Genomic DNA, 26,255 nt, shown 5'->3' on the forward strand with positions numbered 1-26,255 from the left:
GCTCATACGCGAAAAGCCCCAGATACCGGAATCCCGGACATCTGGGGCTTTCGCTGTGAATCGGGGATCTAAAGAAGAGGCGTCACCTCGATGAGGATGCGTAAATGTCTTCAATGACATCCTGGTACTTGGTGCCGATGCCCCGGCGTTTGAGTTTCATCGTCGGCGTGAGCTCCTCGGAGTCGGGTAGCCATTCCGCGTCGAGCAATCGGTAGGTTTTGATCTGCTCTACGCGGGACAGTTGTGCATTGGCCTGTGCCACAGCAGTATCGACCGCTTCTTTTACACTGGGATCATCGACTAGTGCCGCGAGCGAGGCGTCGGGGAGACCGTGCTCGGTGGCGAAAGTGCGCGCGGAATCGGGGTCGAGAACGATCAGCGCGACGTTGTACGGTCGACCGTCGCCGATGACGCAGACCTGACCGATGAGTGGCGTGGCACTCTTGAGCTTGCTCTCGATGTTGACCGGCGACATGTTCTTGCCCGCCGCGTTGATGATCAGCTCCTTCTTCCGATCGACGATGCTGACCCAACCGTCGGGGTCGATGGTCGCGATGTCTCCGGTGTAGAGCCATCCCTCAGAATCGATGGCTTCGGCGGTTCGTTGGGGATCCTTGCGGTAGCCCCGCATCACGTGCGGTCCGCGCAGCAAGAGTTCGCCGTCCGCTGCGAGCTTGGCCTCCGTGCCTGGCTGGGCCAGACCCACTTTGCCGACTCGGATGTCGGACGGGATGTTGGTGAAGCCCAAAGCCCCGGTCTCCGACATACCGAAACCTTCTTGCAGCGGCATCCCGAGAGCAAGGAAGAACTCGTGGACGGCCGGCGCGATCGGTGCAGCGCCGGTCATGAGCAGCGAGACGCGGTCCAGGCCCAACTGAGCGCGTAGTGGTCCGAAGATCGCAGACTCAGCTCGCGTCGCGGCCACCTCCAGGTCAGCAGGGACCACCTCGCGGCGTTGTTGCAGTTGCACTCGTTCGTTCGCCGCGTCGAGCGCGCCCAGCACGCCTACTCGCTGCGCGTCGGGCATGCCGTTGAACCGTGCAAGGAGCGCCGCCCTGAGCTTTTCCCACACCCGCGGAACTCCGAGGAACCACGACGGGCGAGCTTGTGCGACGGCACCGAACACCGAGCCGGCGTCCGCCACCGTGGTGATCGGCCACCCGGTCACGGTCGAGAGGTAGTGCGAGAACACGCGATCAGCAGCGTGCGCTGTCGGCAGGTAGGAGATCGCCGCGCCATCCTCGTCGAACGGGAACCGTTGGTTGCATGTGTGCATCACGAACATCAGGTTGGCGTGGGTCAGCTCCACCCCTTTTGGTGCGCCCGTGGTGCCCGAGGTGTAGATCAGGGTGGCCAAGTCCGATGTCCGCACCGACCGCCAGGACTGTTCGAAGTCGAAGCCGGCACTTCGGCGACCACGCACGTCGTCCAGTGTGAGGATGTTCTGCGCTGCCGCAGGAGTCGTGGTCTGCACCGGCAGCGCGTCCACTACGACAACGGTGTCTAGGCCGGGAGTGTCGGTGCGGGAGATGACGTCGAGGAACCGGCTCTCGGCGACCAGCACCTTGTTGTCGGCGTTGTCGAACAGATAGCTGATCTGTTCGGGTGCCGACGTCAGATAGATCGAGAAGGGTGTGGCGCCCAAGTGCTGCACGGCGGTGTCCACCAGGTGGAACTCTGGGCTGTTCGACAACATGAGGGCTACGGTGTCTCCGTGTCGGACTCCGATGTCGTACAGACCCGTGGCGATTTCTTCGACGGCGGCGGCGTACTCGGCCCAGGTCAGCGTGCGGTCGTCGCCGAACTCGATCAGGGCGATCTGATCACCACGCGCGGCGGCGGTTGCCTGGAACGCCGCGGGCAGCGTGGGTTCCCCGACCCCGGGGGCTGCGGAAGGTGATGCAGGGATGGGTGTTTCGATGGTGTCTGACATGAGGACCTCGTCTCTCGGGCGAATGAGCGGTGATCAGATCTGGTCGGCGTGACCGGCCGGTGCGCTGGAAGTCTGCGCCACCGGGCGCCGACTGGTGAGCCGGAACTCATCGAGCCGTGGTTCGTGTACCCGCTTCCAGTAGTCGATGTACTTCCATGGACTGTTGGTGACGATGCGTCCGCGTTTGTTCCGGTAGTAGGTGCTGGTGCCGCCGAAGTCCCAGACAGTGTGCGCAAGAGCCTTGTCCAGCTCGGAGTTGTACTGGTCGTGGATGTCAGTGCGTACCTCGATCTCGGCCACGTCGTCGTCGATCATCGCGGCAAGCAGCGCAGATACATGTTGTACCTGCATCTCGGTGCCGGCGATCACGGTCCCGCCGTGTCCGGTGTTCGTGTTGGGACCGTACAGACAGAAGAAGTTGGGGAAGCCCGGCACCGTGATGCCCAGATAGGCCCGGCCGTCGCCCTCGCCCCACACCTCTTGAAGTGTCCTGCCTGCGCGGCCCCGGACTTCGAGTGACGCCAGGACATCGACAGCCTTGAACCCGGTTGCCAACACGAGAACATCGGCGGCGTAGTGGTTTCCGTCAGTCGTTCGCACCCCGTCGGCGGTGATCTGTTCCACTCCGTCGGTGATGAGGTCGACATTCTCACGACGCAGCGTCTTGAACCAGTCGGCGTCGATCAGCAGGCGCTTGCCGTACGGGGGATAGTCGGGGAGCGCTTTCGCCAGCAGGTCCGGCCGACCGTCGAGTTCGTGCTCGATGAAGGCGGTGAGCCCGGCGCGGAGGCGGTCGTTGGCCTTGTTCACCGCGCGACCGAGGTGCGGGTACTCGGGATCCACCTGTAGCAGTCGCCACACCTTGTCGCCCATCCTCCAGAAGAGTGCTGCGCGGTGCCAGGCGAGGTAGTAGGGGACATGGCTGTTGAGAAAGTGGGTCGAGTCGTCGACGGCCTTGCCTTTCAACGGATGCGGCATCGACCATTGCGGTGTGCGTTGGAACACCCGGACCTCGTCGGCGATCTCGCTGACCGCGGGGACGAATTGCATGGAACTGGCACCCGTCCCGATGACCGCGACACGTTTGCCGGTCAGGTCCAGGTTTTGATCCCACCGGGCGGTGTGCAGCGCAGGCCCCCCGAAATCCGCCAGTCCCGGAAGGTCTGGGATGCTCGGCTGATTGAGCAAACCGACCGCGCTGACCACAGCGTTGGCGGTGAGAGTCTCTTCGTTCCCCGACCCGTCGGCGGCGCGGACGGTCACGTTCCACACGAACGCGTCCTCGTCGTACGTGGCCGTACTCACCTCTGTGCCGAACCTGGTGTGTGCCAGCACGTTGTGCTTTCGGGCGAGAGCGTTCCAGTATTCGGCGAGTTCCGACTGTGGCGCAAAATGACTGGACCAGTCTGGCTTGGGGTCGAAGGACAAGGAGTACAGGTAGCTCGGCGTGTCCACGCCGCAACCGGGATAGACATTTTCGTGCCAGGTACCACCCGCTGCATCGTTCTTGTCGACGAGCAGATAGTCGATTCCGGATTGTTCGAGGCGCACGGCCATCGCCAGACCGGAGATGCCGGCTCCGATGATGATCACCCGGAACTCTGGATCCACCGGCGCGGCCGGCGCGGTGTGCCGGGCATAGATGCCCATTTCTTCTCCGAGCAGCGTTCCGTAGTCGGAGGGGATTCGATCGGAGAGCATCACCGAGAGGATGTGGGTCAGTCGTTCCGGGGTGGGTGGTGCCGCGGGGAAGTCCGTCGACCCATCACGCCAGTCCCGCAGGATTGCGCTCGCGGCCAACCGGATCGCCCGGCCGGTCTCCTCGTCGAACCCGCCGGAATCGTTGTTGCCCAGATCTTTCGGTGCGCTGGGCAGAAAAGGCGCAGAGATCCACCGATCGTTGCCCGTGAGCAGCGCCAGTGAACCCAACAGGTAGGGAAGATTGGCGTCGCTGAGCGCGCGATCCAGGTCGACGTCGGTGAAGTCTCTGGACGGAACGAAGCTTCCGCGAGGATTGTCGCTCGGCGCAGGTTGTGCTTCAGGATGAGTCGGGGACATTCTTTGACCATACAGTCTGTCCAGACGTGGCGTCAATCACAATATTTTGGAGAATGGTTCCAGCACAACGCAAACGGTGGTTGCCCGGCCCAATCCGAGCAACCACCGTTATGCCACGACGGCTTGTCACGTCTCGACGACGCCCTGGCTGACCAACTCGTCGATGTCATCGGCGTCGAAACCGGCCTCGGACAGGATGTTTCGACTATCGGCGCCCGGGGAGCGTCGCGGCGTCGGCCTGGTGGGAGGTGCGCCGTCGAATCGCGGTGCCGGTGCCGGTTGCACGACCCCCTCGACATCGACAAAGGTGCCACGCGCGGTGTGGTGCGGATGCTCGATCGCCTCGGCCATCGTCAGAGCCGGTGCGTAGCAGGTGTTCCGCCCCTCGAACAGCGTGTCCAGCTCGCTGCGGGTGAACTGGGCGATCCGGGCTGCGACGATGGTTCGGAACTCATCCCACCGGGACTGGTCGAACTGATTGTCCCGCACGTTCTGCGGAAGTTCGAGCAGGTCGCACAGCTCATGCCAGAAGGCCGTCTCGATGGCACCGATGCTGACCCAGTGTCCGTCTTTCGTCTGATAGACGTCGTAGAAGAACGCGCCGGTGTCCAGAAGGTGGGTCCCGCGTGCCTCGGTGAAACTGCCTTCGGCACGGAGCGAGTGGAACATCGCCATCAGAGCCGAGACGCCATCGATCATTGCTGCATCGACGACACGTCCACCGCCGCCACCGCGGACCGACAACAGCCCGGCGAGCATCCCGATTCCGAGAAGCATTCCGCCCCCGCCGAAATCACCCACGAGATTGAGCGGGGGTGTCGGCGGAGCGCCCTTCCTGCCGATCGCATGCAGCGCCCCCGTGAGTGCGATGTAGTTGATGTCGTGACCTGGCATGGATGCCATGGGGCCGTGCTGACCCCACCCGGTCATCCGCCCATAGACCAGATTCGGATTGATGGCGAGGCAGTCATCCGGACCGACACCGAGCCGCTCGGCAACCCCGGGACGGAACGTCTCGATGATGCCGTCGGATCCGGCGCACAGCCGTCGCACGATCTCGGCGCCCTGCGGTGCCTTCAGGTCCACCGCCAGATGTCGGCGGCTGCGGAACATGATGCCGTGCCCGCCGACCGCCCAGGGATTCCCTCCGGGGCGATCGACGCAGATCACCTCCGCGCCCAGATCGGCGAGGAGCATGCCCGCAAACGGTCCGGGGCCGATGCCCGCGAGTTCAACGATCCGGACGCCGGCGAGCGGAGGTGTGGGGGTGCTGGTCAACGGCGTGCCACCGTCGGCATGCCGCCCTTGTTCGCGGCGATGTCGGCATGGACTTCGTCGGGTACCGCGACCGCTCGCGCCTTCTCCGACTCCGGAATGGCGATTGCGTCGTTGAACTGGCGCAACATGGCGAATGCCTTCTTCTCGTCGTCGTGCGGCAGAAGGCGGCCGATGCGATCGGTCGCGGCCAGGAGTGGCCGGATCGTGGGAAGGACTGCCCGCCACGGCGTGCGCTCGGCCTCGAGTGCCTCCATGACATCAGCCGGAATCCAAGAATGCAGCATGCCGTAAGCGAGTGACAGTCGACGTTCGGTGGTCATGAACTTGGCTATGGGGGCGGGCAGCACCTCGACGTCGCCGGGAGGGTTCTCGACGCTGTACTTGATGACCGAGTGCACCACGTCACGGCAGAGCTGGTCTGGTGGCTGCTCGATGAGGGTGTGCAGGTCGGACTTCTTTCTGGCATCGTCCGGATCCGTGTGCAGGATTTCCTCCGGGACCCCGATGACATAACCGACGTAGCGGCTGAGTGCGAAGATGTCTTCGAGCTCCCGGTCGGAGAAGCGGACGCCCGAGCTCTGTACGGCATCGACGAACTTCACGCCGAATTGCCCGGCCTGCGTCTCCATGCTGTCGAGATTGTTGATGGGGATGCCCCAGTTCTCCCAGTCCCAGGCATCGGACTGATTGAGGCTGTGCCGCACCGCAGCGTGGATCATCCGCACTTTGGCGGTGAGGCGGAAGCCTTCTTCGAAACGATTCATCCCACCGGGCGTATACGCGGCGACGACGTACCGAAAACTCTCGATGAGGCGGGTGCCGACCTTGTCGGGTTTACGCAGGCGGCCGCTGAACAAGACGGGTCGAGTTGCGCTGAACATCGAGAAACCGCCCGCGATCGTCGCCCAGGCCAGGATCGGCGGAACAATCGGTCCTGCGCGCCAGAACGCAACTGCACCTCGATAGAGCTGATCGTGATCAACCCATTCCGGAACACGATCGAGTTGCCTGAAGAAGTCGACCATCGCAGGTCCCGGTTCGTCGACCGCGTCGATACCCTGCTCGAGCGCGACGTCGAAGGTGCGCCAATTGGAGGCATTCGACTTGTCCTTGAACTCGAGCATGGCGCGGTATGCGTAGTCGTCGGCGAGTAGTGCGTGGTCGGTCAGTGTGGTGACGAACTCACGTCCGTACATGGCAATTGCTTTGTCGCGATTTGCGATTCGTCCCAGATCGATTCCCCGGGGAAGTCCGCTGGGTACATCGAGATCTCCGGTGACTGCGGTTCGCCCGATTGTGGGTTCGGTGATGGTCATGGGGCACTCCCTCTGCGGGCCTCTGCCTGCATTGTGTGATGGCCGTTACAGCGATGGTAGACCGCGACTGAACACTATGTCTACACTCTGTGTATAGAACATCGGGAGGGCTGTGTACGGGGAGGCGGCCACGCCCGCTCAAAGGGAAAGAAGGTTGAGATGTCACGGAGTTCGGGAATCGACGCCCGCGTCGCAGATATGGACCGGTCGGAAGCGGGTGACTCGACGGCAGTTCTGCGCGACCTGGTCGAAGGGCGATGGAGTTGCCGGTCCTTTGATCGGAAGCAGGTGCCCCGCTCCGACATCGAAGACATCCTGCAGATCGCCCGACGAACGCCATCCTGGTGCAACACACAACCATGGCACGTGCACATCACCGAGGGATTCGCCACCGAACAGCTCAGACAAGCCATCGCCGAGCGTATTTCACAGCAGCTGACCCAGGAACCCGACATCGACTTCCCGGTCGAGTACGAGGGCGTCTACCAAGACAGGCGTCGGGAGAGTGGATGGCAGCTGTACGAGAGTCTGGGGATCGCCAAAGGTGACCGCGTGGCATCGGGCAAGCAGATGCTGAAGAACTTTGATTTCTTCGGTGCTCCACACGTCGCGATGATCACGACGGAGAAGAATCTCGGACCGTACGGCGCGGTGGATTGTGGGTTGTTCGTGAGCAACTTCTTGCTGGCGGCGCACAGCATGGGTATCGCCACGGTGCCCCAGGCTGCTCTCGCCGCGCAGGCGCCAACGATCCGTGAGTTCTTCGACATCCCCGCGGAGCGCCAGGTCCTGCTGGGGATCTCGTTCGGCTACCCGGACCTCGGCGATCCGGTCAATTCTTATCGCACCGGGCGCCAGAGCACCGCCGAGGTGGCCACCTTCATCCGCTGACCGTCGGTCGGCTGCTTGTTTCGCACGTTCATACGGGACGCACCTGCGGTGCGCCGGCTCGGAAACGGAGATCGACATGTCCGAACATCTGGTGGATATTCCTGGGGGACTGCGCGTCAACGTGCAGATCGTGGGGGACGGGGATCCGGTTCTGCTGATCCACGGGTGGAGTCTGAGTTCTGAGGTCTGGGATCGGCAGATCAGGGTTCTTGCCGAGTCGAACCGCCGCGTGCTGGCCATGGACATGCGGGGGCACGGAAAATCAGACGCGCCACTCGATGGTTATGGCATCGAGCAGCTGAGTCGAGATGCATTCGCGGTGTTGGATGCATTCGATGTCGAACGTGCCGATCTCGTCGGGTGGTCTCTCGGCGGAATGGTGGCACTTCGGATGGCGTCCATGTCGCCGGATCGGGTCAGCTCGGTGGTCCTGGTCGCGTCCAACGGTGTGTCTGCATCACGTACCGAGAGCTTTCCCTTCGGGATGCCGGCCGACGTCCCGCTCCCGCGGATCATCAACGGCGAGAAAGGCGACCGGATCAACTCGCGGCGCAGCGCGGTTGCAGACCCGTTCAAATCACCACCGGCACCGGAGATTCTCGACTGGCTCCATCGTATCTCGCTGCAGACCCCCAGCTGGGCGGGAATTGCCGCCATGCAGACTTTGCTGTGCACAGATCAGGTTCATGTGCTGAACGGTTTGGCGACAACGGTGAGTCAGATCATCGGGGTGGCCGATCCGGCCTTGTCGGTGCGAGGAGCACGCTGGCTCAGCGCTGAGATCGGCAGCCAGTTGACCGAATTGGATTGTGGCCATTACCCGATGCTCGAGATGGCGGATCAGTTCGACGACGCCCTACTGCGAGCACTTGGTGCGACGGGGTCTGCGCGCTAACCCTGGACATGGTGTTCAGACAGCGCGTAGGGTGGCCTGATGAGCGAGGGGGCCTTCACGAGGCAACGGCCTCGTGACTTCGATGGCACGACTGCCGCGGAATTGGCGGTGTTCGAAGCGACAGAGGAACTACTGAGCGAGACGACGCTACAGGACCTGACGGTCGCTCAGATCCTCGAGCGCGGGGGGTTGTCCCGCGCGAATTTCTACCACTACTTCGCCAACAAACATCAGGTTCTCGTCGCGATGACATCGAGGCTGTTCGACCAGGTGTACGGGCAAGATGCACCGTGGGACAGATCGCCGGGCCGGGGGCGCGCCAGAACGATGGGCGCGAGCCTCGAGCAGACCCTCCGGCTCTGGTCGGTGCATGGTCCGGTCATCTGCGCCGTGGTAGAGCACATGCACGGCGAGCCCGCCGTCGCGAGGGCGTGGCAACCCACCTACCAGCGGTTCCAGGCGGCGGTGAGTGAACAGATCGAGCACGAGCGGGTCGCCGGACGCGCGTCGGCCGGCCCGCCTGCAGACATGGTGGCGGCCATGCTGATCGGTGGCGTCGAGCGGGCCCTCTATGTGGGTTCGCGTGGCCTCGATCCCAGACTTCCGACCGTCGGTGACGCGGTCGAATCGCTCGTGGCACTCAACGACATCGCCATCTACGGAGGCCGCCCAGCCCCGCCGGCCGTGCTGATCGGTACTCGTGAGGTGAACGAGCGGGTCAGGACCGCGGTTCTCCAGCGTGAGTCTCGATCCGAGACGGCGCAGGCGATCCTGGATGCGATGCGAGAGCTGCTACTGGTCCACCCGTTGGCGGACCTCAGCGTCGCGAAGATCATCGAGTGCGCTTCGGTGTCGCGCGCATCGTTCTACTTCTATTTCCGAAACCGCGATGACGCCTTTACGGCCCTCTTCCGAGAAGCTGCCGAACGGATGGTGGCGAGCATGTCCGAGATCGCGCACGCCAGACGAGGCGATGTTGCGCTGGTGTCGACGGCATTGCGGGGTTGGCTGGATCTGGACGAGATGACCACGTCTGTCATAAGGAATGCCGTGCACGAGTGGCCTCGTCGCCCCGAGTTGCGGGTGCAGTACCTGGCTGCGATGGGAGGTCTCGCCGGACACCTGCAGTCGATCATCGAGACCGATCGTGAATGCGGGCTCGCGACCCCCGGACCCCCGGCCCCGCAGTTCGCGGCCACGTTGCTCTGGATGGTCGAACGCACGGTCGCGGGGTCGCTGGCGGGAGAGTCGCATCTCGAAGACTTCGCGAAGGTGAAATCCATGCTCGCACAGTTGTTGTCAGCAGCCATATACGGCCGACCCTGACCGCGGGTTCAGCGCCCGGTGAAGCCGGGCTTGCGCCGGCCCGCGAATGCGTCCACACCTTCTCGGAAGTCGGCGGAGTCGACCAGCTGGGTCTGGGCCCGCACCTCGTACTCGAGGACGGCATCGAAGGTCGGGAGTAGCGCAACGTTCAAACCCTGCTTGATGGCAGCGAACGCACGCGTCGGACCGGCGGCGAGCACCGTGGCGAGTTCGATGACCCGATGGTCGAGTCGGTCGTCATCGACCACCTCATCGACCATGCCCCATGCCAGCGCGGTGTCCGCGTCCACCGGCTCGGCCGTGAACGCCATTCGTGCCGCACGTCCGAGTCCGATGCGTGCGCCCAGAAGAAGGGAGGCGCCGGCGTCCAGCGTCAATCCGACTTTCGCGAATCCCATCGTGAACGAGGCGGATCGGCTCGCTATGACCTGGTCGCAGGCGAGTGCAAGCGAACAACCGGCACCTACGGCAGGCCCGTTGACAGCTGCGACGACCGGCTTGGGCATCCGGCGGAGTGCGCCGATGATGGGGTTGTAGCGCATGCGCAACTCTTCCTCGGTCCTCGGAGCGAGTCGGACGTCATCCGCGATGCAGTCGAGATCGATGTCGGCGCCGGCAGAAAAAGCTCTTCCGGTGCCACCTATTACTACGCAGCGCACCGCCGGGTCAGCCGCTGCGATGTCGATCGCGATCCGTAGTTCCGTTTGAAGAGCCTCGTCGAACGCGTTCAATGCTGTGGGTCTTGCCAACTGTAACCAGCGTAATGAATCGGACTGCCGAACCTCGAGAACAGCGCTCACTGAACAGTTTTCCCATTCGCTCATATTGACATCGTAGTCTGTTTAGGCTGTATGAACATAATGTCTTTAGGTTTAAGCCGAGTGGCCCGAAGTGATTGACATCACGTCTGAACACAGCGTATGGTCCACGACATGCCTGATCCGAATGCGGCGAGCAGGATGCTTGCTGAACGATTCTCGCGCCCCGTCCCGCCTCTACGAGGAGCAACAGAATGACCATCGCGCCATCGGCCCTACAGATCTCACCGTCGGTTCACGATGAGGTGGACTGCGCACGCAACGCCTTCACCACCGGACGGACCAAGTCGCTGTCGTGGCGTAGAGCGCAACTCGAGGGCCTGCTGCGCTTCATCGACGAGAACGAAGAGGAGCTCGCAGCCGCGGTGTCGGCGGACCTGGGACGCAGTGCGATCGCCACGTTCATGGCGGACATCGGTCCGGTTCGGCACGAGGTGCGGCACACCCTGGCATCGCTGCCACGCTGGATCAAGCCGGTCTCGGTCCGGATGAGCACGTCCACCATGCCAGGAAAGGCCTGGTCTACACCTGAGCCGAAGGGCGTGGTGCTGATCATGGGTGCGTGGAACTTCCCGCTTCTGCTCACCTTGCAGCCATTGGTCAGCGCGCTGGCCGCCGGCAATGCAGCGGTGATCAAGCCGTCGGAGATCTCGGGTGCCACGGCCGCGGTCCTGGCCGAACGGCTGTCGGACTACCTAGACCCGGAAGCGGTCCGGGTGATCGTCGGTGATGTCGAGGTGGGCAAGCAACTTCTCGAGATCCCGTTCGACCATGTGTTCTTCACCGGGTCGACCACCGTCGGGAAACTGGTGATGGGTGCCTGCGCGCAACATCTGACGCCCGTCACGCTCGAACTCGGTGGCAAGAGCCCTGTCATCGTCGCCCGCGACGCGGATCTCGCTGTCGCGGCCCGCCGCATCGCCTGGGCGAAGGCGATCAATGCAGGACAGACCTGCACGGCGCCCGACTACGTTCTCGTCGAGGAGTCGGTTCGGCCTCAGCTGGTCGACCGCCTTCTGGAGGAACTGCCGAGGGCAGCCGCCGCCGACACGACACACATCGTGAACCGGCAGCACCTCGATAGACTGAGCGGTCTGTTGCGCACTCACGGGGGCCACCGGTCAGGCGGTACCGTCGATGTCGACAAGCTCGAGATCAGCCCCGCTCTGGTCACCGACCCGGACGTGGACTCCCCGCTCATGCAGGAGGAGATCTTCGGCCCGATACTTCCGGTTGTGTCTGTGGAGAACCTGGCCGCGGCGATCGAGTTCGTCAGTTCGAGGCCGAAACCGTTGGCCCTGTATCTCTTCACCGAGTCGCAGGATGTCGAACGGCAGGTGCTGGATCAGACATCCTCCGGTTCGGTGGTGGTCAACCACCTGCTCTATCAACTTCTGGTGCCGGAACTGCCCTTCGGTGGAGTGGGTCAATCCGGTATCGGCAACTATCACGGCAAACACGGATTCGACACGTTCAGCCACCAGAAGGCGGTTCTCCGTAAGCCGAGTCGCCCAGACCTGGATGCCACGTACCCACCCTACGGCCGCCTGATGGAGAAGATCCTGCGCCGATCCATGGGGTGAATGCGTGGTATCGCATGAATGGGTCGGGGGATCCAATCGTTCGAAACGACCAAAGGGGTGGGAGATCTTCTCGCATCAGATGACCGGTGCCGCAACAGGTCCGGATTGGGGACTGCAGCGATGACGCTTTCGACATTGCCAGAAGCGAGGCCGGCGCAGCCTGGTCACGAGGGGACACCTGCGCAGGGGAGTCGCTCAGGTCAGTGGCCTTCCGCAATCGCCAAGCGAGTGCGTGGGGTGTTCACCGATCGGGTGATCCGGAGTTTCGGGACCATCGGCCGGTCGGCTCGTCTGACCGGCGAGATCGTCCGCTTTGCGGTGGTCGACACGGTCCGACTGCGATTGCCCGTACAAGAGGTCCTCGAACAGATGTGGAAGCTGTTCAAGGTGACCGCTCTGCCGGCCCTGCTCATGGCGGTGCCGATCGGTGCGGAGGTCTCGGTGCAGGTCGGTGGCGTCATGGATCAGGTCGGTGCGAACTCGCTGGCCGGTGCGGCGAGTGGACTGGGCGTGGTGGGGCAAGGTGCCCCGATGGCTGCCGGACTGCTCATGAGTGGTGCCGCGGCGTCGGCAATCGCTTCCGACCTGGGCGCCCGGGCGATCCGGGAAGAAATCGAAGCGATGCGGGTGATGGGTATCAATCCTGTCCAACGCCTGGTTGTCCCGCGGTTCATCGCCATGGTGGCCATCTCGCCGGCCCTGTGCATCATGATCATCGCCGCCGGCGTCGGTGCGGGCCTGACGATTTCCGCGAACGTCAACGGCGTTGTGCCGGCCAGCTTCTGGCAGTCATTCGGGGCTTTTGCGACACCCGTGGATCTGATTTTCTCGGTGCTCAAGACGCTCATCTTCGCGGTCATCGTCGTCGTGATCGCCAGCTTGCGCGGACTCGAGGCGAAAGGCGGCCCGAAAGGTGTCGCCAACGCCGTCAATGCGTCCGTGGTCCTCAGTGTGTTCTGCATATTCATGACCAACTTGCTGGTCAGCCAATTGCAGACCATGTTCTTCCCGGCGCAGCTGGCGTAAAGGCGATGACAATGACAATGCAGGCTTTCACCCGTGTACCCGGCCGCGCCCTGGGCGCCGCGCAACGCAGCATCCGAAACGCCACCATGGAGTTCGGCCAAATCGTGATCTTCACCTGGAAGACGCTGACGCTGCTCCCCAAAACAGTCCGGCACTATCGGAAACAGACCTCGAAGACCATGAACGACATGGCCTGGGGAAGTGGCTCACTGATCGTCGACGGCGGCGTCATCAGTCTGATGTTCTTCCTGGGCACGGCCGTCGGCGCGGTGGTCGCGATCCAGGCCTTCATGGCCTTCGACCTGCTCGGCTTCGGTGCCCTGACCGGAATCATCGGCTCGTTCGGCAACATCCGCGTCATAGCGCCGATCATCACCGGCATCGGGTTCGCGGCGCAGGCAGGTTGCCGGATGACCGCCGAAATCGGCGCCATGCGGATCTCCGAAGAAATCGACGCCACCGAGGCAATGGGCCTACAGGCCATCCCGTTTGTGGTGGGGACCAGGTTGATCGGCGGGATGCTGGTGGTGCTGCCCGGCTATCTGATGGCAATTGTCGTCAGTTTCATAACGGGTGGTCTGATCATCAAGCTGTTCCACGATCAGCCCGGCGGGACATACGATCACTACTTTGCCCAGTTCGTCAGCGTGCCAGACCTCTTCGCCTCGGTGGCAAAGGCATTGGTTTTCTGTGCGGTTGTCACGTTGATCCACTGCTACTACGGCTATTTCGCGAGCGGTGGTCCGGCCGGGGTCGGCGCCGCCTCAGGACGGGCGATCCGGGCCAGTCTGGTCGCCATCGTGGTGTTGAACTTCTTGATGACCGTGGCGATCTGGGGTCTCAATCCAGACCTCCCGTTCAAGGGCTGAGGACATGGCTGTTTATTCATTCCAGGATTTTGTCCGCGGAGATTCCCGCCGACAGCAGCATTCGCTCGGCATTGCCGGAGCCATCGCAATAGTGGCGGTGATCATCGCAGTGCTGATCGGAGCGTGGGTGTATCCCACCGTGACGGCCCCATCCGGTACGCGGGTCCAGTTCGTGGTGCCTGCACTCGGCCCGGGTGTCGAGCCCGGAACCAAGGTGCTGCTTCACGGAGCCGAGGTGGGTGAGGTGACCGAGGTGTCGGCAGAGAATGCCGACTCGGTCACGATCGCAGTGGTATTGCAGAGCGCGAGTGCGTCACTGATCACCGACGACGTCGAGGTCGACTTCCGGCCCGAGAACTATTTCGGAATCACTGCGGTGAATCTCGCCGAGGCCGGCGACGGTATTCCTGTGGTTGATGGCCAGGTGATCAGGCGTTCGGCTGCACCCGATTTCACGATGTCGACGATGCTCGAGCAGGGTTCTCTCGTGATCGACGGAACGCTGACCGAGTCGATGATCTCCAGTTTGGACAAGGTCGTCCAGTACGCGGACGGACTGGCTCCGCTGATCCGAACCGGCATCGTGGTGGCCGACTCGGTGGCTCGAGCGCAACGTGAGTTGCCGAGTGTGCTGATGAATCGGATGAACGATGTGCTTGCCGAGTTCCCCGCGTTCAGTCGCGAGGCTGCCGGCGCGTTGTACTCGATCTACGACAGTGCATACAACCGGCGTCCCGATGGCTCTATCGGTGTCGACGATGCCTTCATGGACGAGACCGATCAGGCTCTCGAGTTGGCAGCCAGTGACCTGTTCGGCAAGGCGGGTGCACTGCTCGCCTCGCACGATTCCGAGCTGACCCCTCTCACTCAGTTGCTCAAGTCGTTGTCCGACCCACTGCCGGCCATCATCGGCTCGGGCGCAACCATCGACAAGTTGATTACCGCTGTGACACAGGTGGAATCGGCATTCACCGGGACGCAGGAGCAGAAGACATTGCAGTTGCGAATCGTATTGGACGATCTGCCGGGGCTGGCCGGCCCACTGACTAGATCAGGTGCGATCACAAGTGGCGGAGGGAATCGATGATCTCACGTAATGGCGTTGTGCTCATCGCCGTGAAGCTGGTGGCTGTGGGGGCGGTGACCGTGTTCCTGTTCATCCTGGTCATCAACGCCATGCGCAACCCCGTGGACGCGGAGACCCGCGGCTACAGCGCGGACTTCACTGACGCCTCCGGGTTGCGGGAGAACGGTGACGTCCGGATGAACGGGTTGCGGATCGGAAAGGTCTCGGACGTCGAGCTGGAGCAATCGCCGGAGGGAGCAGTGGCCAAGGTCGAGTTCTCTCTGGAAAACGATCTGCAGCTGACGGATTCGTCCACCTTGTCGATCAAGTATCAGAATCTCACTGGCGTCCGGTACATCGATGTGGACCTGGGTGAGGCCTCCGGCCCCAGGGTGTCGCACCTGTCGACCCGGTCGACGAACCCGTCCTACGACATCACCGAGCTCTTCAACGGGTTGCAACCGGTGCTCTCGACGATGAACACCAATGAGATCAATGCGTTCACCGAGAATGCGATCTCCCTTTTACAGGGTGACGGTGGAGGCCTCGGACCGATGCTCGACAGCACTCAGAAGCTCGCCGAGTTCGCGCAGGATCGTCAGCAGGTGATCTCGACGTTGATCTCGAACATGAGCCGGATCTCGGACGTGATGGGCGGCCGCTCCGAAGCGGTGGTCGGATTCTTGGAGGCCGTGAACATTCCCATGAGCAATGCGATGACGGTCCTCGACGAGTTCCCCAAGACGGCGTCGACCGGACCGGCGCTGGTGGAGCCCGTGGAGCGACTGCTCGTCGCCCTCGGCATCTCGGAGGACCTGGACGTCAACGTCTTCCTGAAGAACGCATTCCACTCGCTCGAAGAGGCCGCCGGGTCGCTACGGCTACTACCCGGCGCCCTCGCCGGATTGAAGCTGCCGGCAGCAACGTCGCGGACGCCGACCACATGCAGCAACGGGGTCGCGGCTCTGCCCACCGATGTGGGCGTCCTGCTGGCCGGAAATGAGGTGGTCCTGTGCAACGCCAAGTGAATACATCGCGCCGGGGTCTGCGGTCGATCTGGTCCAATGACGTGGTCGTCGGAGTGACGGTCGTGGCTGTCGCGGTGATCGTGCTGATCGCTTTCGGCCTGCTGTACATGCGCCCCCCGAATCAGAAGACGATCACCTTCGAGACAACCGACGCCTCGGCCATCACAGTGGGTCAGGATGTGCGCGTAGCGGGTATCAGCATCGGCACCGTCTCGGACATCACGATGGAACCGAACACCGTGAGGGTGTCTGCGCGAGTAGACGATACGACCTTCGTGGGGGATCAATCCCGGATCGAGGTGCGGATGCTGACGCCGGTGGGTGGGTATGCGATCAGCCTGGTCCCGCGCGGCGCGCAGCAGAAGTCGGATGTTCTCATCCCCACCGAACGCGTCAGCGTCCCCTACTCGATCGGTGACGTGCTGCAGAGTGCACCGACCGTGACCGAGGAGGTCGACGCACAGACCGTGCAGGCGAACCTGGACCAGGTAGCCGATGCGCTGAACGGCAACTCAACCTCGCTGACGTCCATTGTCGACGGGCTGAACAGCATCACGGGAGTGTTCGAGCGGCAACGCGGTCAGGTCGATCAGATAGCCGCCCTCGCTCGCGAGTATCTGCACACCTTCGAAGCGAACCGCCAGTTCGTATTCGAGCTGATCACCAAGATCGACACGGTGGTGAACACCTATCTGAACAATGCCGCGGGGTTCAACTACGCGTATCTGTTGCTCGGAAATGTCCTGTCCAAATTGACGCCGTTCATGAAGTTCTTTCTTGAGAACTCCGACCTCGTCCGGACTCATGTCGAGGGCCTGAAGTCAACGGTCGCCGACATCCAGCAGAACCTGGGACCGGCGATCGACAATCTGCAGTCGTTACGCGGACAATTGGCACAGTGGCTCGGCCCAGACGGGATGAAGCAGTTCGGTGGCGGAAACCTCTGGACATCGCAAGTGTGTGTACCGATTCCGGGGCGGGAGTGCTGAGGTGAAGAAGTCTGAACTGACGAAACGAGTCGTCGCATTGGCCGCGGTGGTTGTGACGGTAGGTGCCGCTGTGACGACGGTGCGCTACATGAACGCTCCGCAGGCATCGGCGGCGAGCGCACGAGATGGCTCCGGATTCTGTGCCGAGATGGCCGATTCCATCGGGCTGTACGAGGGAAACCCGGTGACGCAGATGGGATATCAACTCGGTACCGTCACTTCGATACACCCGCTCGGTGACCACGTGAAAGTAGTCTTCGAACTCGATGCGGGACGTTCATTTCCCGCCGACGTGCAGGTGGTGACCAGATCCAAGTCACTGCTCGCGGACAGAAGTCTCGAACTCGTCGGCAACTACGCCGGTGGCCCGACGCTGCGATCCGGCACCTGTGTCGAGATGGATCGAACGCACACCCCGAAGAGCATTTCTGAGATCACCGGGTCTGCGTCCGATTTCATCGAGGCACTCTCGGCCACCGACGAAGACACCGTCGAATCGGCCATCACCGGTCTGGACAAGGCGCTCGACGGCACCGGCACCAACGCCAATTCGATGATGCGGCAGGCCGCCGCCGCGGCGCGCAACCCCGAACAGGTCACCGCAGACATCGGCTCCTCCATCATGAACATGGCGCCGCTGACCGAGGACGCGCTGGCGCACTGGGGCGAGATCACCTCCATCCTCAACCAGATGCCATCGGTTGCCAGGCTCGGAACGACGCTGTTCGGCGATGTCGCACGCTTTGACCGAGGGGTGGGGTGGCTGGTGGCGACGATCTACGACATCCAGCGCAACTACGGCGACGATCTGTGGCCGCTGATGCAGGGAGGTGTGGCCGATGTGATCCATCTCGCCGCCACCCGGGCTCCGGATCTCCAACAGCTCTACGCCACAGTCCCTTCCATCGCGGCGGTGCTGAATCAGCAGGAGGCGTCAAGTGGTCTCTCCGTTCCTTACCAGGCGCCCACTGTGAGCGTGAAGGGAAACAACGTGCCCGCAACGAGCATTCTCGACGTGATTCTGCAGACGGCTGGGCAGCGATGACCATGAACAAGATGACAAGAGCTCTGGGGCTGGCTGTCACCGCCGCTGTGGCGATCGTGACGGCAGGGTGCTCGTTCGGCCCCAATGAGTTGCCCTCGGTGCGCGCGGGAGTCAGCAGCGACTACGAAGCGACGCTCGAGTTCAGCAGCGTGCTGAATCTCCCACCGGGCGCCGATGTGGTGATGAACGGCCTGCGGGTGGGTCAGGTCCAGGATCAAGAACCCGGCGACAAGGGGATCGACGTCACGGTGGGCCTGACCGATGACATCAAGATCCCTGCCGATGTGCGTGCCATCATCAGGCAGAACACCCTGCTGGGCGATACGTATATCGCGCTCACCCCGAATGATGAGCCTGGAGCCGGTGCCCAGTACCTCGGCGACGGGGGAGTCGTCCCGGTAGAACGAACCACGTCGCCTCCGCAACTGGAGGACACAATCGCGGTTCTGGCGTACTTCGTCAACGGCGGCAGTATCCAGAAGGTCCAGGACACGATGGCGACCCTGAACAAGACGATGCCGCCCACGGACGACATCAGAAAGCTGGCTTCGGTGGTCTCGGTCGATCTGAAGGACCTTGCCGGCAACACCACCGAGATCGACCGGATGCTCGAGGGATTCAACGGTGTATCGCTGTCGGTGACCGACCGGAGCGACCAATTGCGAGCCGTCTTCGGCGACGAGGGAGTCTACTACTGGAAGCGGGTGGCCAAGTCTCTCGTCGGCCATATCAGTACGCTCCTGCCGTCGGTGGGCAGCATCTTCGAGGGCGGCCTCTGGCTGATACCGATGCTGAACTCGTTGGCGGACACGGCGGAAGCCGGACGGGGAACATGGGACCGTGCACCTGAGGTGACCACGCAGCTGAGCAACTTCTTGCGGACGACGTTGTTGCCGTTCTCCGAGAACCCTTCGGTCAACATCACCTCGGTGCGTACCGACGGCGGAAAGCAGCTGATCGGCGATGCGACCACGATCCTGCGAATGCTGGGAGCAGTGCGATGATCACCCGAACGAAGATCTCTGTGCTGGCCATGGTTCTGCTGGCAGTGTCATCGGTGTTCTACATGACCCGCGTGGGTCTGCATGTCGATGCGCTCAGCAGCACCAGGAGTGCGTCGATGGTGGTACCCGACACCAATGGGCTGCTGGTCGGGTCGAGGGTGCTGTTGCGGGGGGTGCCCATAGGTCACGTCACCGACCTCGAACCCGCCGCCGACGGGGTCGATGTGAGGTGGAATTACAGCGACGAGCGGAAAATACCGATCAACAGCGCATTCCGCGTGGACAATCTCTCGGCCCTGGGTGAGGCCTATGTGTCCGTACTGCCGTCTTCCATCAACGGTCCGTTTCTGGGTGACGGCGATGTCATTGCCAGGGAACAAGTATCGACGCCTACAACCTTCAAGGAGTTGTCCGAGAAGCTGACCGACATCTTGGGCCAGGTCGACCCTGACCAGGTTCAGGGCATCTTCTCGACACTGGACGTCGGTCTGCCCGACGATGTGCGGGTGATCGGTGATCTCAATCGTGCCGGTACCTATCTTGCGGACGAGTTCACCCAGCAGCAGGACAATTTGGTGACGCTGTTGGCGACGCTGCAGCCCCTGCTGATGCGATCAGGCGACATGCCGGAGAACTTCCGGGCGACGGCGCCACTGATGGCCGACTTCGGCACGGGGTTCCAGGACCTCTTGAACTCGGTGAGAGATGCAACAATTCGCGGTCCGCTGCTCGCCGGTATCCGAGACGGTGCGAGTCCGCTGTTCACCGAACTGCAGACGTTCCTTGACCTGACGGCGGCCGACCTCAACGTGATCGGGGTGAACCTGCTTCCGGCGGCGAGTGCCGGTGCAGCTTCGCTCCGCACCGTGGACATGGGTCGCATGCTCGACAAGGTCCTCGCCGCGACCTCGCCTCCGGGCGCGGTGACCATCACCATCCCCGCCGGCGCGAACTGAACAAGCGGTAACCGAAAACTGACGACAGAAGGAAAGGAAGGTGGCGATCATGAGCAAGGGAACATCCGTCGCGGAGATCACCAAGGCCGACGACAATGTGGAGGACCATGAATCCACCACGGAGACAAAGGCAGCAGAACCCGTAATCGCCAAGCAGGCGACCGCGGCGAAGTTCGCCGACCGCCCGATTAGGTTGAAGACGATCCTGTCGATCGTGCTGGTGGCAGGTTTGGTCGGGCTGAGCGCCTTCTTTGCGTGGCAGTGGCACTCGACATCAGCGGATCTGAACAATATTGAGCAGGGTCAGTCGAATGATGCTCGGGCAGAGCAGATTTCTCTCGATTACGCGACGGGCGCGGCCGAGATGAACTTCCAGAGCCCTGACGAGTGGCGCGGACGGCTCACGGCCGGGACATCACCCGAGCTGTCGAACCGGCTGGAGCAGGCGGCCACGTCCATGGAGCAGTTGATCCAGCCGTTGCAGTGGACATCCACCGCGACGCCGATCGCAGCCAAGGTCGAATCCGTCACCGATGGTGTGTACCAGGTCGTGACGTTTGTCGATGTGCTGACGAAGAACACCCAGACGCCGGACGGAACGTCGTCGACCGCGACCTACAAGATGAGCATCGACAGCAAGAACGGTTGGGTCATCACCGAGATCAGCGGGATGGACCCGGCAATCGACCCGGCAGCGGCGCCCAAGTGACCAGGCGGAGCGATGGTTCACACCATCTGCGGATTGTGATTGACATCATGTTCATACGCTATGTATGGTCAATGCTATGAGTGAACTGGTCGGCACAAGCCAATTGCCAAGAGCGGTCGAGGATCTGACTCCCGAGTGGCTCAGTGGTGTCCTGTCCACAGGGCGCGGCAGTGTCCAGATCACATCGATGACCGTGGACAGGATCATCTGGGGATCGGCGACCAAGGTGTTCGCAACCCTGACATTCGAAGGCGATTCGAAGGGAGTGCCAGAACGCGTCTGCATCAAGGGCGGGTTCGACGAGCGAAGCCGCGCCTTCGGACTGGGGGCGGCGTACGAGCTCGAGGGCAACTTCTACCGCGACTTGGCGGCAGGATTCGGTGCAGAGGTGCCGGAGTGCTACTACGCAGAGGCTGAACCGGAGCAAGGCGTTGTGATCCTCGAAGACCTCACTCTGCGGGGCGCCGAGTTCGGCGACGCGACGAACCTGTGGTCGATCGATGACGTCGCGAGTACGCTCGCCGTGCAGGCGGCATGGCATGCGCCACTGTGGGGGAGCAAGAAAGGCGATCACGCGTGGTTGCCGGTCGGATGCCAGGCTGCGCGGGAGGCCTTCACCGTGATGCTGAGTCCCGAACAATTTCATCCGCTCATCGAACGCGAGGAGATCCCCGCCCTCTCGGTCGGACTCCGCGACGATGCCCGGGTACGAGCGGGATTCCGGGCGCTCTGGGAACACGACGACAGCTCTGTCCACACCATCAACCACGGCGATGCCCACTTTGCGCAGCTCTATCGGGTGCCCGGACACGCTCCTGCGTACCTTGATTGGCAGACCGCATGTCTTGCGCCCTGGGCCCACGACGTTTCGTACTTCATGGGATCGGCCTTGAGCGTTGCGGACCGGCGAGCGAACGAACGAGAGCTGCTGCAGCACTACGTCGAGGCGTTGCACGCCGCCGGTGGTCCGACGATCGGGCAGGACGACGCGTGGCGTGAGTACCGGCTGCATACGCTGCACGGTTTTGCGTGGATGTGTGTTCCGACGGTGATGCAGCCGTCGGAAGTCGTGGCCGCGATGGCCACCCGATACGCCGCTGCCATCGAAGATCACGATCCGATCGGTCTACTCCTGGGCTGACCGCCAGGGTAAGTGTCATGACAGAGCGGGAGGAACATTTCAGTGGGTGTTGAGGTCAGTGTTGAGGGGCTTACGAAGTCGTTCGGGTCGCAGAACATCTGGCGGGATGTCTCGCTGACTCTCCCGATGGGTGAGGTGAGTGTGCTGCTGGGCCCGTCGGGTACGGGTAAGTCGGTGTTCCTCAAGTCGTTGATCGGTTTGCTGCACCCGGAGCAGGGTTCGGTGATCGTCGATGGCACCGACATCACGAAGTGTTCTTCGCGTGAGCTGTACGAGATCCGCAAGTTGTTCGGTGTGCTGTTCCAGGACGGTGCGTTGTTCGGGTCGATGAGCCTGTTCGACAACATCGCTTTCCCGCTTCGTGAGCACACGAAGAAGAAGGAAGACGAAATCCGTCAGATCGTGATGGACAAGATCGAGTTGGTCGGTTTGACCGGTGCGGAGAACAAGCTCCCCGGTGAGATCTCCGGCGGTATGCGCAAGCGCGCCGGCCTGGCCCGTGCTCTGGTGCTGGACCCGCAGATCATCTTGTGCGACGAGCCGGACTCGGGTCTGGATCCGGTGCGTACGGCGTACCTGTCGCAGTTGCTGATCGACATCAACGCGCAGATCGATGCCACGATTTTGATCGTGACCCACAACATTCAGGTCGCTCGTACGGTTCCGGACAACATCGGCATGCTCTTCCGTAAGGAGCTGGTGATGTTCGGTCCGCGTGAGGTGTTGTTGACCTCGGATGAGCCGGTGGTCGAGCAGTTCCTCAACGGTCGTCGTATCGGGCCGATCGGTATGTCTGAGGAGAAGGACGACGCGCAGCAGAAGCGTGAGCAGGAGATGGTCGACGCCGGGCATTCTGACGGTGGTACCGCCGAGGATGTGCGTGGCATCGTTCCGCAGCTGCAGGCCACGCCGGGTCTGCCCGAGCGTCAGGCTGTCGCTCGTCGTCAGGCGCGTGTCCGGGAGATCCTGCACACCCTGCCCGAGCCTGCGCAGCGTGCGATCGAGGAGAGCTTCGAGGTCGAAGAGGCCGCGCAGGAGAACCAGCGCGAGGCCTACCGCAAGACCCACCTGCGGAACGCCGGCTCAGAGGCCGAGACCGAACAGTTTCCGGCGTATCGCGCTGCCCCGGTGTGAGTGCGCGGCCGATTCCGGTGTCAGCGTCCGTATATCGTTGCCACAAGAAGATTTCCGAGCATGGCGGCAACGGTGGGGGCGTCCTCCAGGTGCTTCTCCCCGGCGAGTGACCCCGCGTAGCTTCTCTCGATTGTCCAGACGAGTACTGCTGCGAGTTCGCCCGCCGGGGGGCCTTCGAGTGCGAGACCTGAGGCCCGGTCGATATCGATCGCTGATTCGAGGGCGTCGGCCATCGTTGCTATCGTGCCGAGATAGACGTCCCGCAACTCAGGTCGCCTCGGCCATTCGTGGATTGCATTGCGGACCACGGCGAGGGATCCCGGATCGAGGTCCAGCCAATTCTGCACCAGCGCACCGGCCTTCGCCGGCTTCGAACGATCCATCGCGGCAAGCGCAGAGAATCCGTCGGCAATCGACACGGCGATCTCTTGGAAGAGTGCGATGAACGCAGCCTCTTTGCTCCCGAAATAGAAGTAGAAGGTCGCCCGGGAAATGCCGGATCTCTCCAAGATCTTGGCAACGCTCAGGTCGTCGAGTGATGTCTCCGCGAGCAGGTCTTTGGTCGCCTCCAGGATCACGGATGCTGTTCCGGGGTCGCCTTCCTTCGATGGACTTTCGTATTGAGACGTGACCGACGGAACGGGGCTCTGAGAGGCCGCTTTTACTCGTTGCGCGCGGGGGCGGCGACGCAGCCGGCTCTTTGGCCGCTGGGTGCCGTAGATGGCGGCGAAGACGAGTTCGATGATGGAATCGACAGCGGATTCGGGGCCCGGGAGCCGGGGGTCCAGTCCTCTCGTTCCCACGTAGAAGGTGCGCTGGAGGGCACACACCAGTACGGCACCTATGGTGTCCGCGGGAAATCCCTCCGGGGCGTTGCCATTCGCGCGTTCGTAGGTGATCTGCTCGGCGATGGCCGATACGAACTTCTCCAGGGTGGAGTTCCATGCCGCGGCGAGTGCAGGCTCGCTGTGCATGTGTTCGATCGCTGCGCAGATGACGGCACCGTGCTGCGACCACATCTCGATCGTCCGACGGAGGGTCGCGTCCATCGCCCGCGCGCGCGACTTACCCAGTTCGGCCTGCCACGGCCCCTCCGAGTAGGTCTCCTCCAAGAACCGGGACAGCATGGCGATCAGCACGTCGTACTTCGAAGCGAAGTAATGGTAGAAGTTCGCGCGTGACACCCCGGCGCGGGCGATGATCTGCGCCACCGTGATGTCCTGCAGGGATGACTCCTTGAGCAGATCTTCGGTTGCTGCGAAAACAGCAACCTCGGCCTTGGTCCGGCCATCGTGGGCACGGGGGCGACGGCGCGCCGCTGGGTTGACACTCACGCCTCCGAGGATAGCGAATGTCTGAACACAATGACTGGACACTCGCGCTTCATCGGTGACGACCGCAGTTGACACCGGCGGTAATTATCGGACGACGCGTTCCGACGGTGTGTCGGTCGGAGCGCATTTACAGCCAGCGGCGCAGGAGCGCCACGGAATTGTGCGAGGGAAGTCGGTAGTGGTGAGCGGCATTCGGTGCACAAGAGGCCCGGTCATGACGCACCGCGCAGCAGTGATTGCAGCATCGGAGTGCACCACGCAACCATAGGCTTCGTGGTGCACTCTGGCCGTCTCGTTGTGAGAGCGGATCCGCGTCCTCCGACGGGGCGCCTGGCGGTGATTCGTCGGGCGATGGGTCGCATGGTGGATCTGGATTGTGGCCGCTGAGTTCTCGGTTGCGTTGTTCGAGTTGGGCTGTGCGGCGTGCGAGCATGGCCTGGCGGGCCTCGACGAGGGCTTCGTCGGGGTGGTGGGCGCGGTTGACCCTGGGTTGTCGGTCCGGGTCTAGGAAGGCCGGTGGTATCCAGGCGCAGCGTCCGGCGTCGGGGCCTTCGGTGATCATGATGGTCTGCCACTGATGCTCAGCCGGACCGATCAGCTTGTGATGCTGCGGGCATGCCGGGGCCAGGTGCGAAATATCGGTGAGCCCACCGAGCGCCCATTCGACGGTGTGATGAGCCTCGGCCCACATCGCCGGGTTCGTGCACCCACCGAACGAGCAACCCCGGTGCGCGGCGAACATCGCCAAACGTTGAGCCTCGCTGGCCAACCGCTTCGCCCGGCCCAGGTACAACACTTCGTTGCTGTGGTTGGCGAACACCGCCAATGTCTTGTCGCTACGCGCCAGCAGCTTGATGGCATCGCTGATCGGCAACACCGTGCCCGTCGCGGTATAAACAACACCCCTCCCGTACGGACGCATCGGGCCACCGGTCAACGCGGGCAACCACGTCGGGTCCTGCCACTGCGTCCGCGGATCGGGATGCTCCGGCTCAGGCTCAGATTCCGGTTCCGGCTCGGTCGCTGGCTCAGGCTCCGGATCTAGTACCGGCTCAGGCTCTGGCTCTGGCTCAGGTTCTGGCTCCGGCTCAGGCTCTGGCGTTGGTTCAGACTCGGACTCTGACTCGGGCTCGGCGGCGGCTTCTTGCTCCCGAAGTGCTTCGTCGAGTTGGTCTTTGGTCATGGTGATGATCAACTGCACCGGCAACCCGCGATGAGTCTTGCCGAGCTGTCCGGACTCGAGCAGATACATGAGCATCGCCTTGAGAGCGTCATGATTACGCTGCGACTGCGTACGAAGATCATTGTCCGCCGCGGCCTGCAGAACCGCAGGATCCAGTGCCGGGTCATCGGCAGCCCCCGACGGGGACAACTCATCATCGGGATTGTTCATCCCCGGCGCCGCCCACACCCCCAACATCACTTCCATCAACGCCGTCGTCGTCGGATCCAGATGACCGGCCACCTTCGCCATGAAATCCGTCGCCGGCTTACCCAGATCGACACCCCGCTTCTTCGCGCGATCAACATCGTCAGCGAGTTTGCCGTCGGGATCCAAGTAGTCGACGATCCGCTCACCGATCGTCTTGACCTGCCCCGGCGGATACTTGCGGCACAGATCGGCCAACGCGACCTCGGTGTTCGCGCGCTGCTCGGCATCGATCTTGTGCGGGATATCCGCCATCACCTCGATCACCACCCCGACATGATCGAGGTCGATCACACCCGCGGCCAACAACTGCGCTGTTTCCGGGAACCGCGGACCGATCACCTCACCACTCGGAGTCACCGACGGCGTCAACGCATCCATCGCCTCCACCCGCGCCTTCGCAGCACCCGGGCGCATCCGCGTCATC

General features: G+C 62.8%; 22 protein-coding genes. 15 read left to right on the top strand and 7 right to left on the bottom strand.

Features of this window, described 5'->3' with window-relative positions; translation table 11 throughout:
* Positions 1–82: 82 nt before the first annotated feature.
* The 4 genes from BH683_RS02055 to BH683_RS02070 all read right to left on the bottom strand — a co-directional run bounded on the left by BH683_RS02055 (position 83) and on the right by BH683_RS02070 (position 6,585).
* Positions 83–1,933, bottom strand: coding sequence for an AMP-dependent synthetase/ligase (locus BH683_RS02055; protein WP_084834603.1), 1,851 nt, complete (start codon positions 1,931–1,933; stop codon positions 83–85).
* 33 nt (positions 1,934–1,966) lie between these two features.
* On the bottom strand, positions 1,967–3,991 hold the full coding sequence (locus BH683_RS02060; RefSeq protein WP_084834604.1) for an NAD(P)/FAD-dependent oxidoreductase: 2,025 nt from the start codon (positions 3,989–3,991) through the stop codon (positions 1,967–1,969).
* A gap of 126 nt (positions 3,992–4,117) precedes the next feature.
* On the bottom strand, positions 4,118–5,269 hold the full coding sequence (locus tag BH683_RS02065; protein WP_084834605.1) for a CaiB/BaiF CoA-transferase family protein: 1,152 nt from the start codon (positions 5,267–5,269) through the stop codon (positions 4,118–4,120).
* Entirely contained in the window at positions 5,266–6,585 is a 1,320-nt protein-coding gene (locus BH683_RS02070; RefSeq protein WP_084834606.1) for an oxygenase MpaB family protein, read from the bottom strand. Before BH683_RS02070 ends, BH683_RS02065 begins: the two co-directional genes overlap by 4 nt.
* A gap of 198 nt (positions 6,586–6,783) precedes the next feature.
* On the opposite strand from BH683_RS02070, the gene BH683_RS02075 reads away from it, so the two are divergent.
* From BH683_RS02075 to BH683_RS02085, 3 genes are all read left to right on the top strand, one after another.
* Positions 6,784–7,476, top strand: a complete 693-nt coding sequence (locus tag BH683_RS02075) for a nitroreductase (protein ID WP_084834607.1) — start codon at positions 6,784–6,786, stop codon at positions 7,474–7,476.
* A gap of 76 nt (positions 7,477–7,552) precedes the next feature.
* Positions 7,553–8,371: an alpha/beta hydrolase gene (locus BH683_RS02080; protein WP_084834608.1), complete on the top strand. Its 819-nt coding sequence runs from the start codon at positions 7,553–7,555 to the stop codon at positions 8,369–8,371.
* A 39-nt stretch (positions 8,372–8,410) separates the two neighbouring features.
* Positions 8,411–9,697 carry a TetR/AcrR family transcriptional regulator gene (locus BH683_RS02085; RefSeq protein WP_084834609.1) on the top strand — a complete coding sequence of 429 codons (1,287 nt, stop codon included), beginning with the start codon at positions 8,411–8,413 and terminating at the stop codon, positions 9,695–9,697.
* An 8-nt stretch (positions 9,698–9,705) separates the two neighbouring features.
* On the opposite strand, the gene BH683_RS02090 is transcribed toward BH683_RS02085, so the two are convergent.
* Positions 9,706–10,521 (bottom strand): enoyl-CoA hydratase-related protein, encoded by an 816-nt coding sequence (locus BH683_RS02090; RefSeq protein ID WP_084834610.1) that lies wholly within the window; start codon positions 10,519–10,521, stop codon positions 9,706–9,708.
* Positions 10,522–10,709: 188 nt separating this feature from the next.
* On the opposite strand from BH683_RS02090, the gene BH683_RS02095 reads away from it, so the two are divergent.
* The 12 genes from BH683_RS02095 to BH683_RS02150 all read left to right on the top strand — a co-directional run bounded on the left by BH683_RS02095 (position 10,710) and on the right by BH683_RS02150 (position 23,065).
* Entirely contained in the window at positions 10,710–12,098 is a 1,389-nt protein-coding gene (locus BH683_RS02095; protein WP_084834611.1) for an aldehyde dehydrogenase family protein, read from the top strand.
* Positions 12,099–12,314: 216 nt separating this feature from the next.
* Positions 12,315–13,124, top strand: a complete 810-nt coding sequence (locus tag BH683_RS02100; RefSeq protein ID WP_246833148.1) for an ABC transporter permease — start codon at positions 12,315–12,317, stop codon at positions 13,122–13,124.
* An 86-nt stretch (positions 13,125–13,210) separates the two neighbouring features.
* Entirely contained in the window at positions 13,211–13,993 is a 783-nt protein-coding gene (locus tag BH683_RS02105; protein WP_246833149.1) for an ABC transporter permease, read from the top strand.
* A gap of 4 nt (positions 13,994–13,997) precedes the next feature.
* Positions 13,998–15,080, top strand: coding sequence for an MlaD family protein (locus BH683_RS02110; protein ID WP_084834613.1), 1,083 nt, complete (start codon positions 13,998–14,000; stop codon positions 15,078–15,080).
* On the top strand, positions 15,077–16,087 hold the full coding sequence (locus BH683_RS02115) for an MlaD family protein (RefSeq protein ID WP_084834614.1): 1,011 nt from the start codon (positions 15,077–15,079) through the stop codon (positions 16,085–16,087). The genes BH683_RS02110 and BH683_RS02115 overlap by 4 nt, the downstream gene beginning before the upstream one ends.
* The gene (locus BH683_RS02120; protein WP_084834615.1) at positions 16,072–17,076 is read left to right on the top strand and encodes an MlaD family protein; all 1,005 of its coding nucleotides are present in this window, start codon (positions 16,072–16,074) and stop codon (positions 17,074–17,076) included. Before BH683_RS02115 ends, BH683_RS02120 begins: the two co-directional genes overlap by 16 nt.
* Position 17,077: 1 nt before the next feature.
* Positions 17,078–18,121, top strand: coding sequence for an MlaD family protein (locus BH683_RS02125; protein WP_246833144.1), 1,044 nt, complete (start codon positions 17,078–17,080; stop codon positions 18,119–18,121).
* Between the two features lie 11 nt (positions 18,122–18,132).
* Positions 18,133–19,125, top strand: coding sequence for an MlaD family protein (locus BH683_RS02130; protein WP_246833145.1), 993 nt, complete (start codon positions 18,133–18,135; stop codon positions 19,123–19,125).
* Positions 19,122–20,081 (top strand): MlaD family protein, encoded by a 960-nt coding sequence (locus BH683_RS02135; protein ID WP_084834617.1) that lies wholly within the window; start codon positions 19,122–19,124, stop codon positions 20,079–20,081. The genes BH683_RS02130 and BH683_RS02135 overlap by 4 nt, the downstream gene beginning before the upstream one ends.
* A 49-nt stretch (positions 20,082–20,130) precedes the next feature.
* Positions 20,131–20,790 carry a hypothetical protein gene (locus tag BH683_RS02140; protein ID WP_246833146.1) on the top strand — a complete coding sequence of 220 codons (660 nt, stop codon included), beginning with the start codon at positions 20,131–20,133 and terminating at the stop codon, positions 20,788–20,790.
* Between the two features lie 76 nt (positions 20,791–20,866).
* The gene (locus BH683_RS02145) at positions 20,867–21,931 is read left to right on the top strand and encodes an ecdysteroid 22-kinase family protein (RefSeq protein WP_246833147.1); all 1,065 of its coding nucleotides are present in this window, start codon (positions 20,867–20,869) and stop codon (positions 21,929–21,931) included.
* A 42-nt stretch (positions 21,932–21,973) separates the two neighbouring features.
* On the top strand, positions 21,974–23,065 hold the full coding sequence (locus BH683_RS02150) for an ATP-binding cassette domain-containing protein (protein ID WP_084834619.1): 1,092 nt from the start codon (positions 21,974–21,976) through the stop codon (positions 23,063–23,065).
* A 20-nt stretch (positions 23,066–23,085) separates the two neighbouring features.
* On the opposite strand, the gene BH683_RS02155 is transcribed toward BH683_RS02150, so the two are convergent.
* Together BH683_RS02155 and BH683_RS02160 are read right to left on the bottom strand one after the other, a co-directional pair.
* Complete coding sequence (locus tag BH683_RS02155) at positions 23,086–24,399, bottom strand: TetR/AcrR family transcriptional regulator (protein WP_084834620.1); 1,314 nt, start codon at positions 24,397–24,399, stop codon at positions 23,086–23,088.
* A 127-nt stretch (positions 24,400–24,526) separates the two neighbouring features.
* Positions 24,527–26,255 (bottom strand): HNH endonuclease signature motif containing protein (locus tag BH683_RS02160; RefSeq protein WP_084834621.1); only part of this gene is annotated, 1,729 nt, incomplete at its 5' end.

The organism is Williamsia sp. 1138, assembly GCF_002095435.2.
Lineage (GTDB): Bacteria > Actinomycetota > Actinomycetes > Mycobacteriales > Mycobacteriaceae > Williamsia.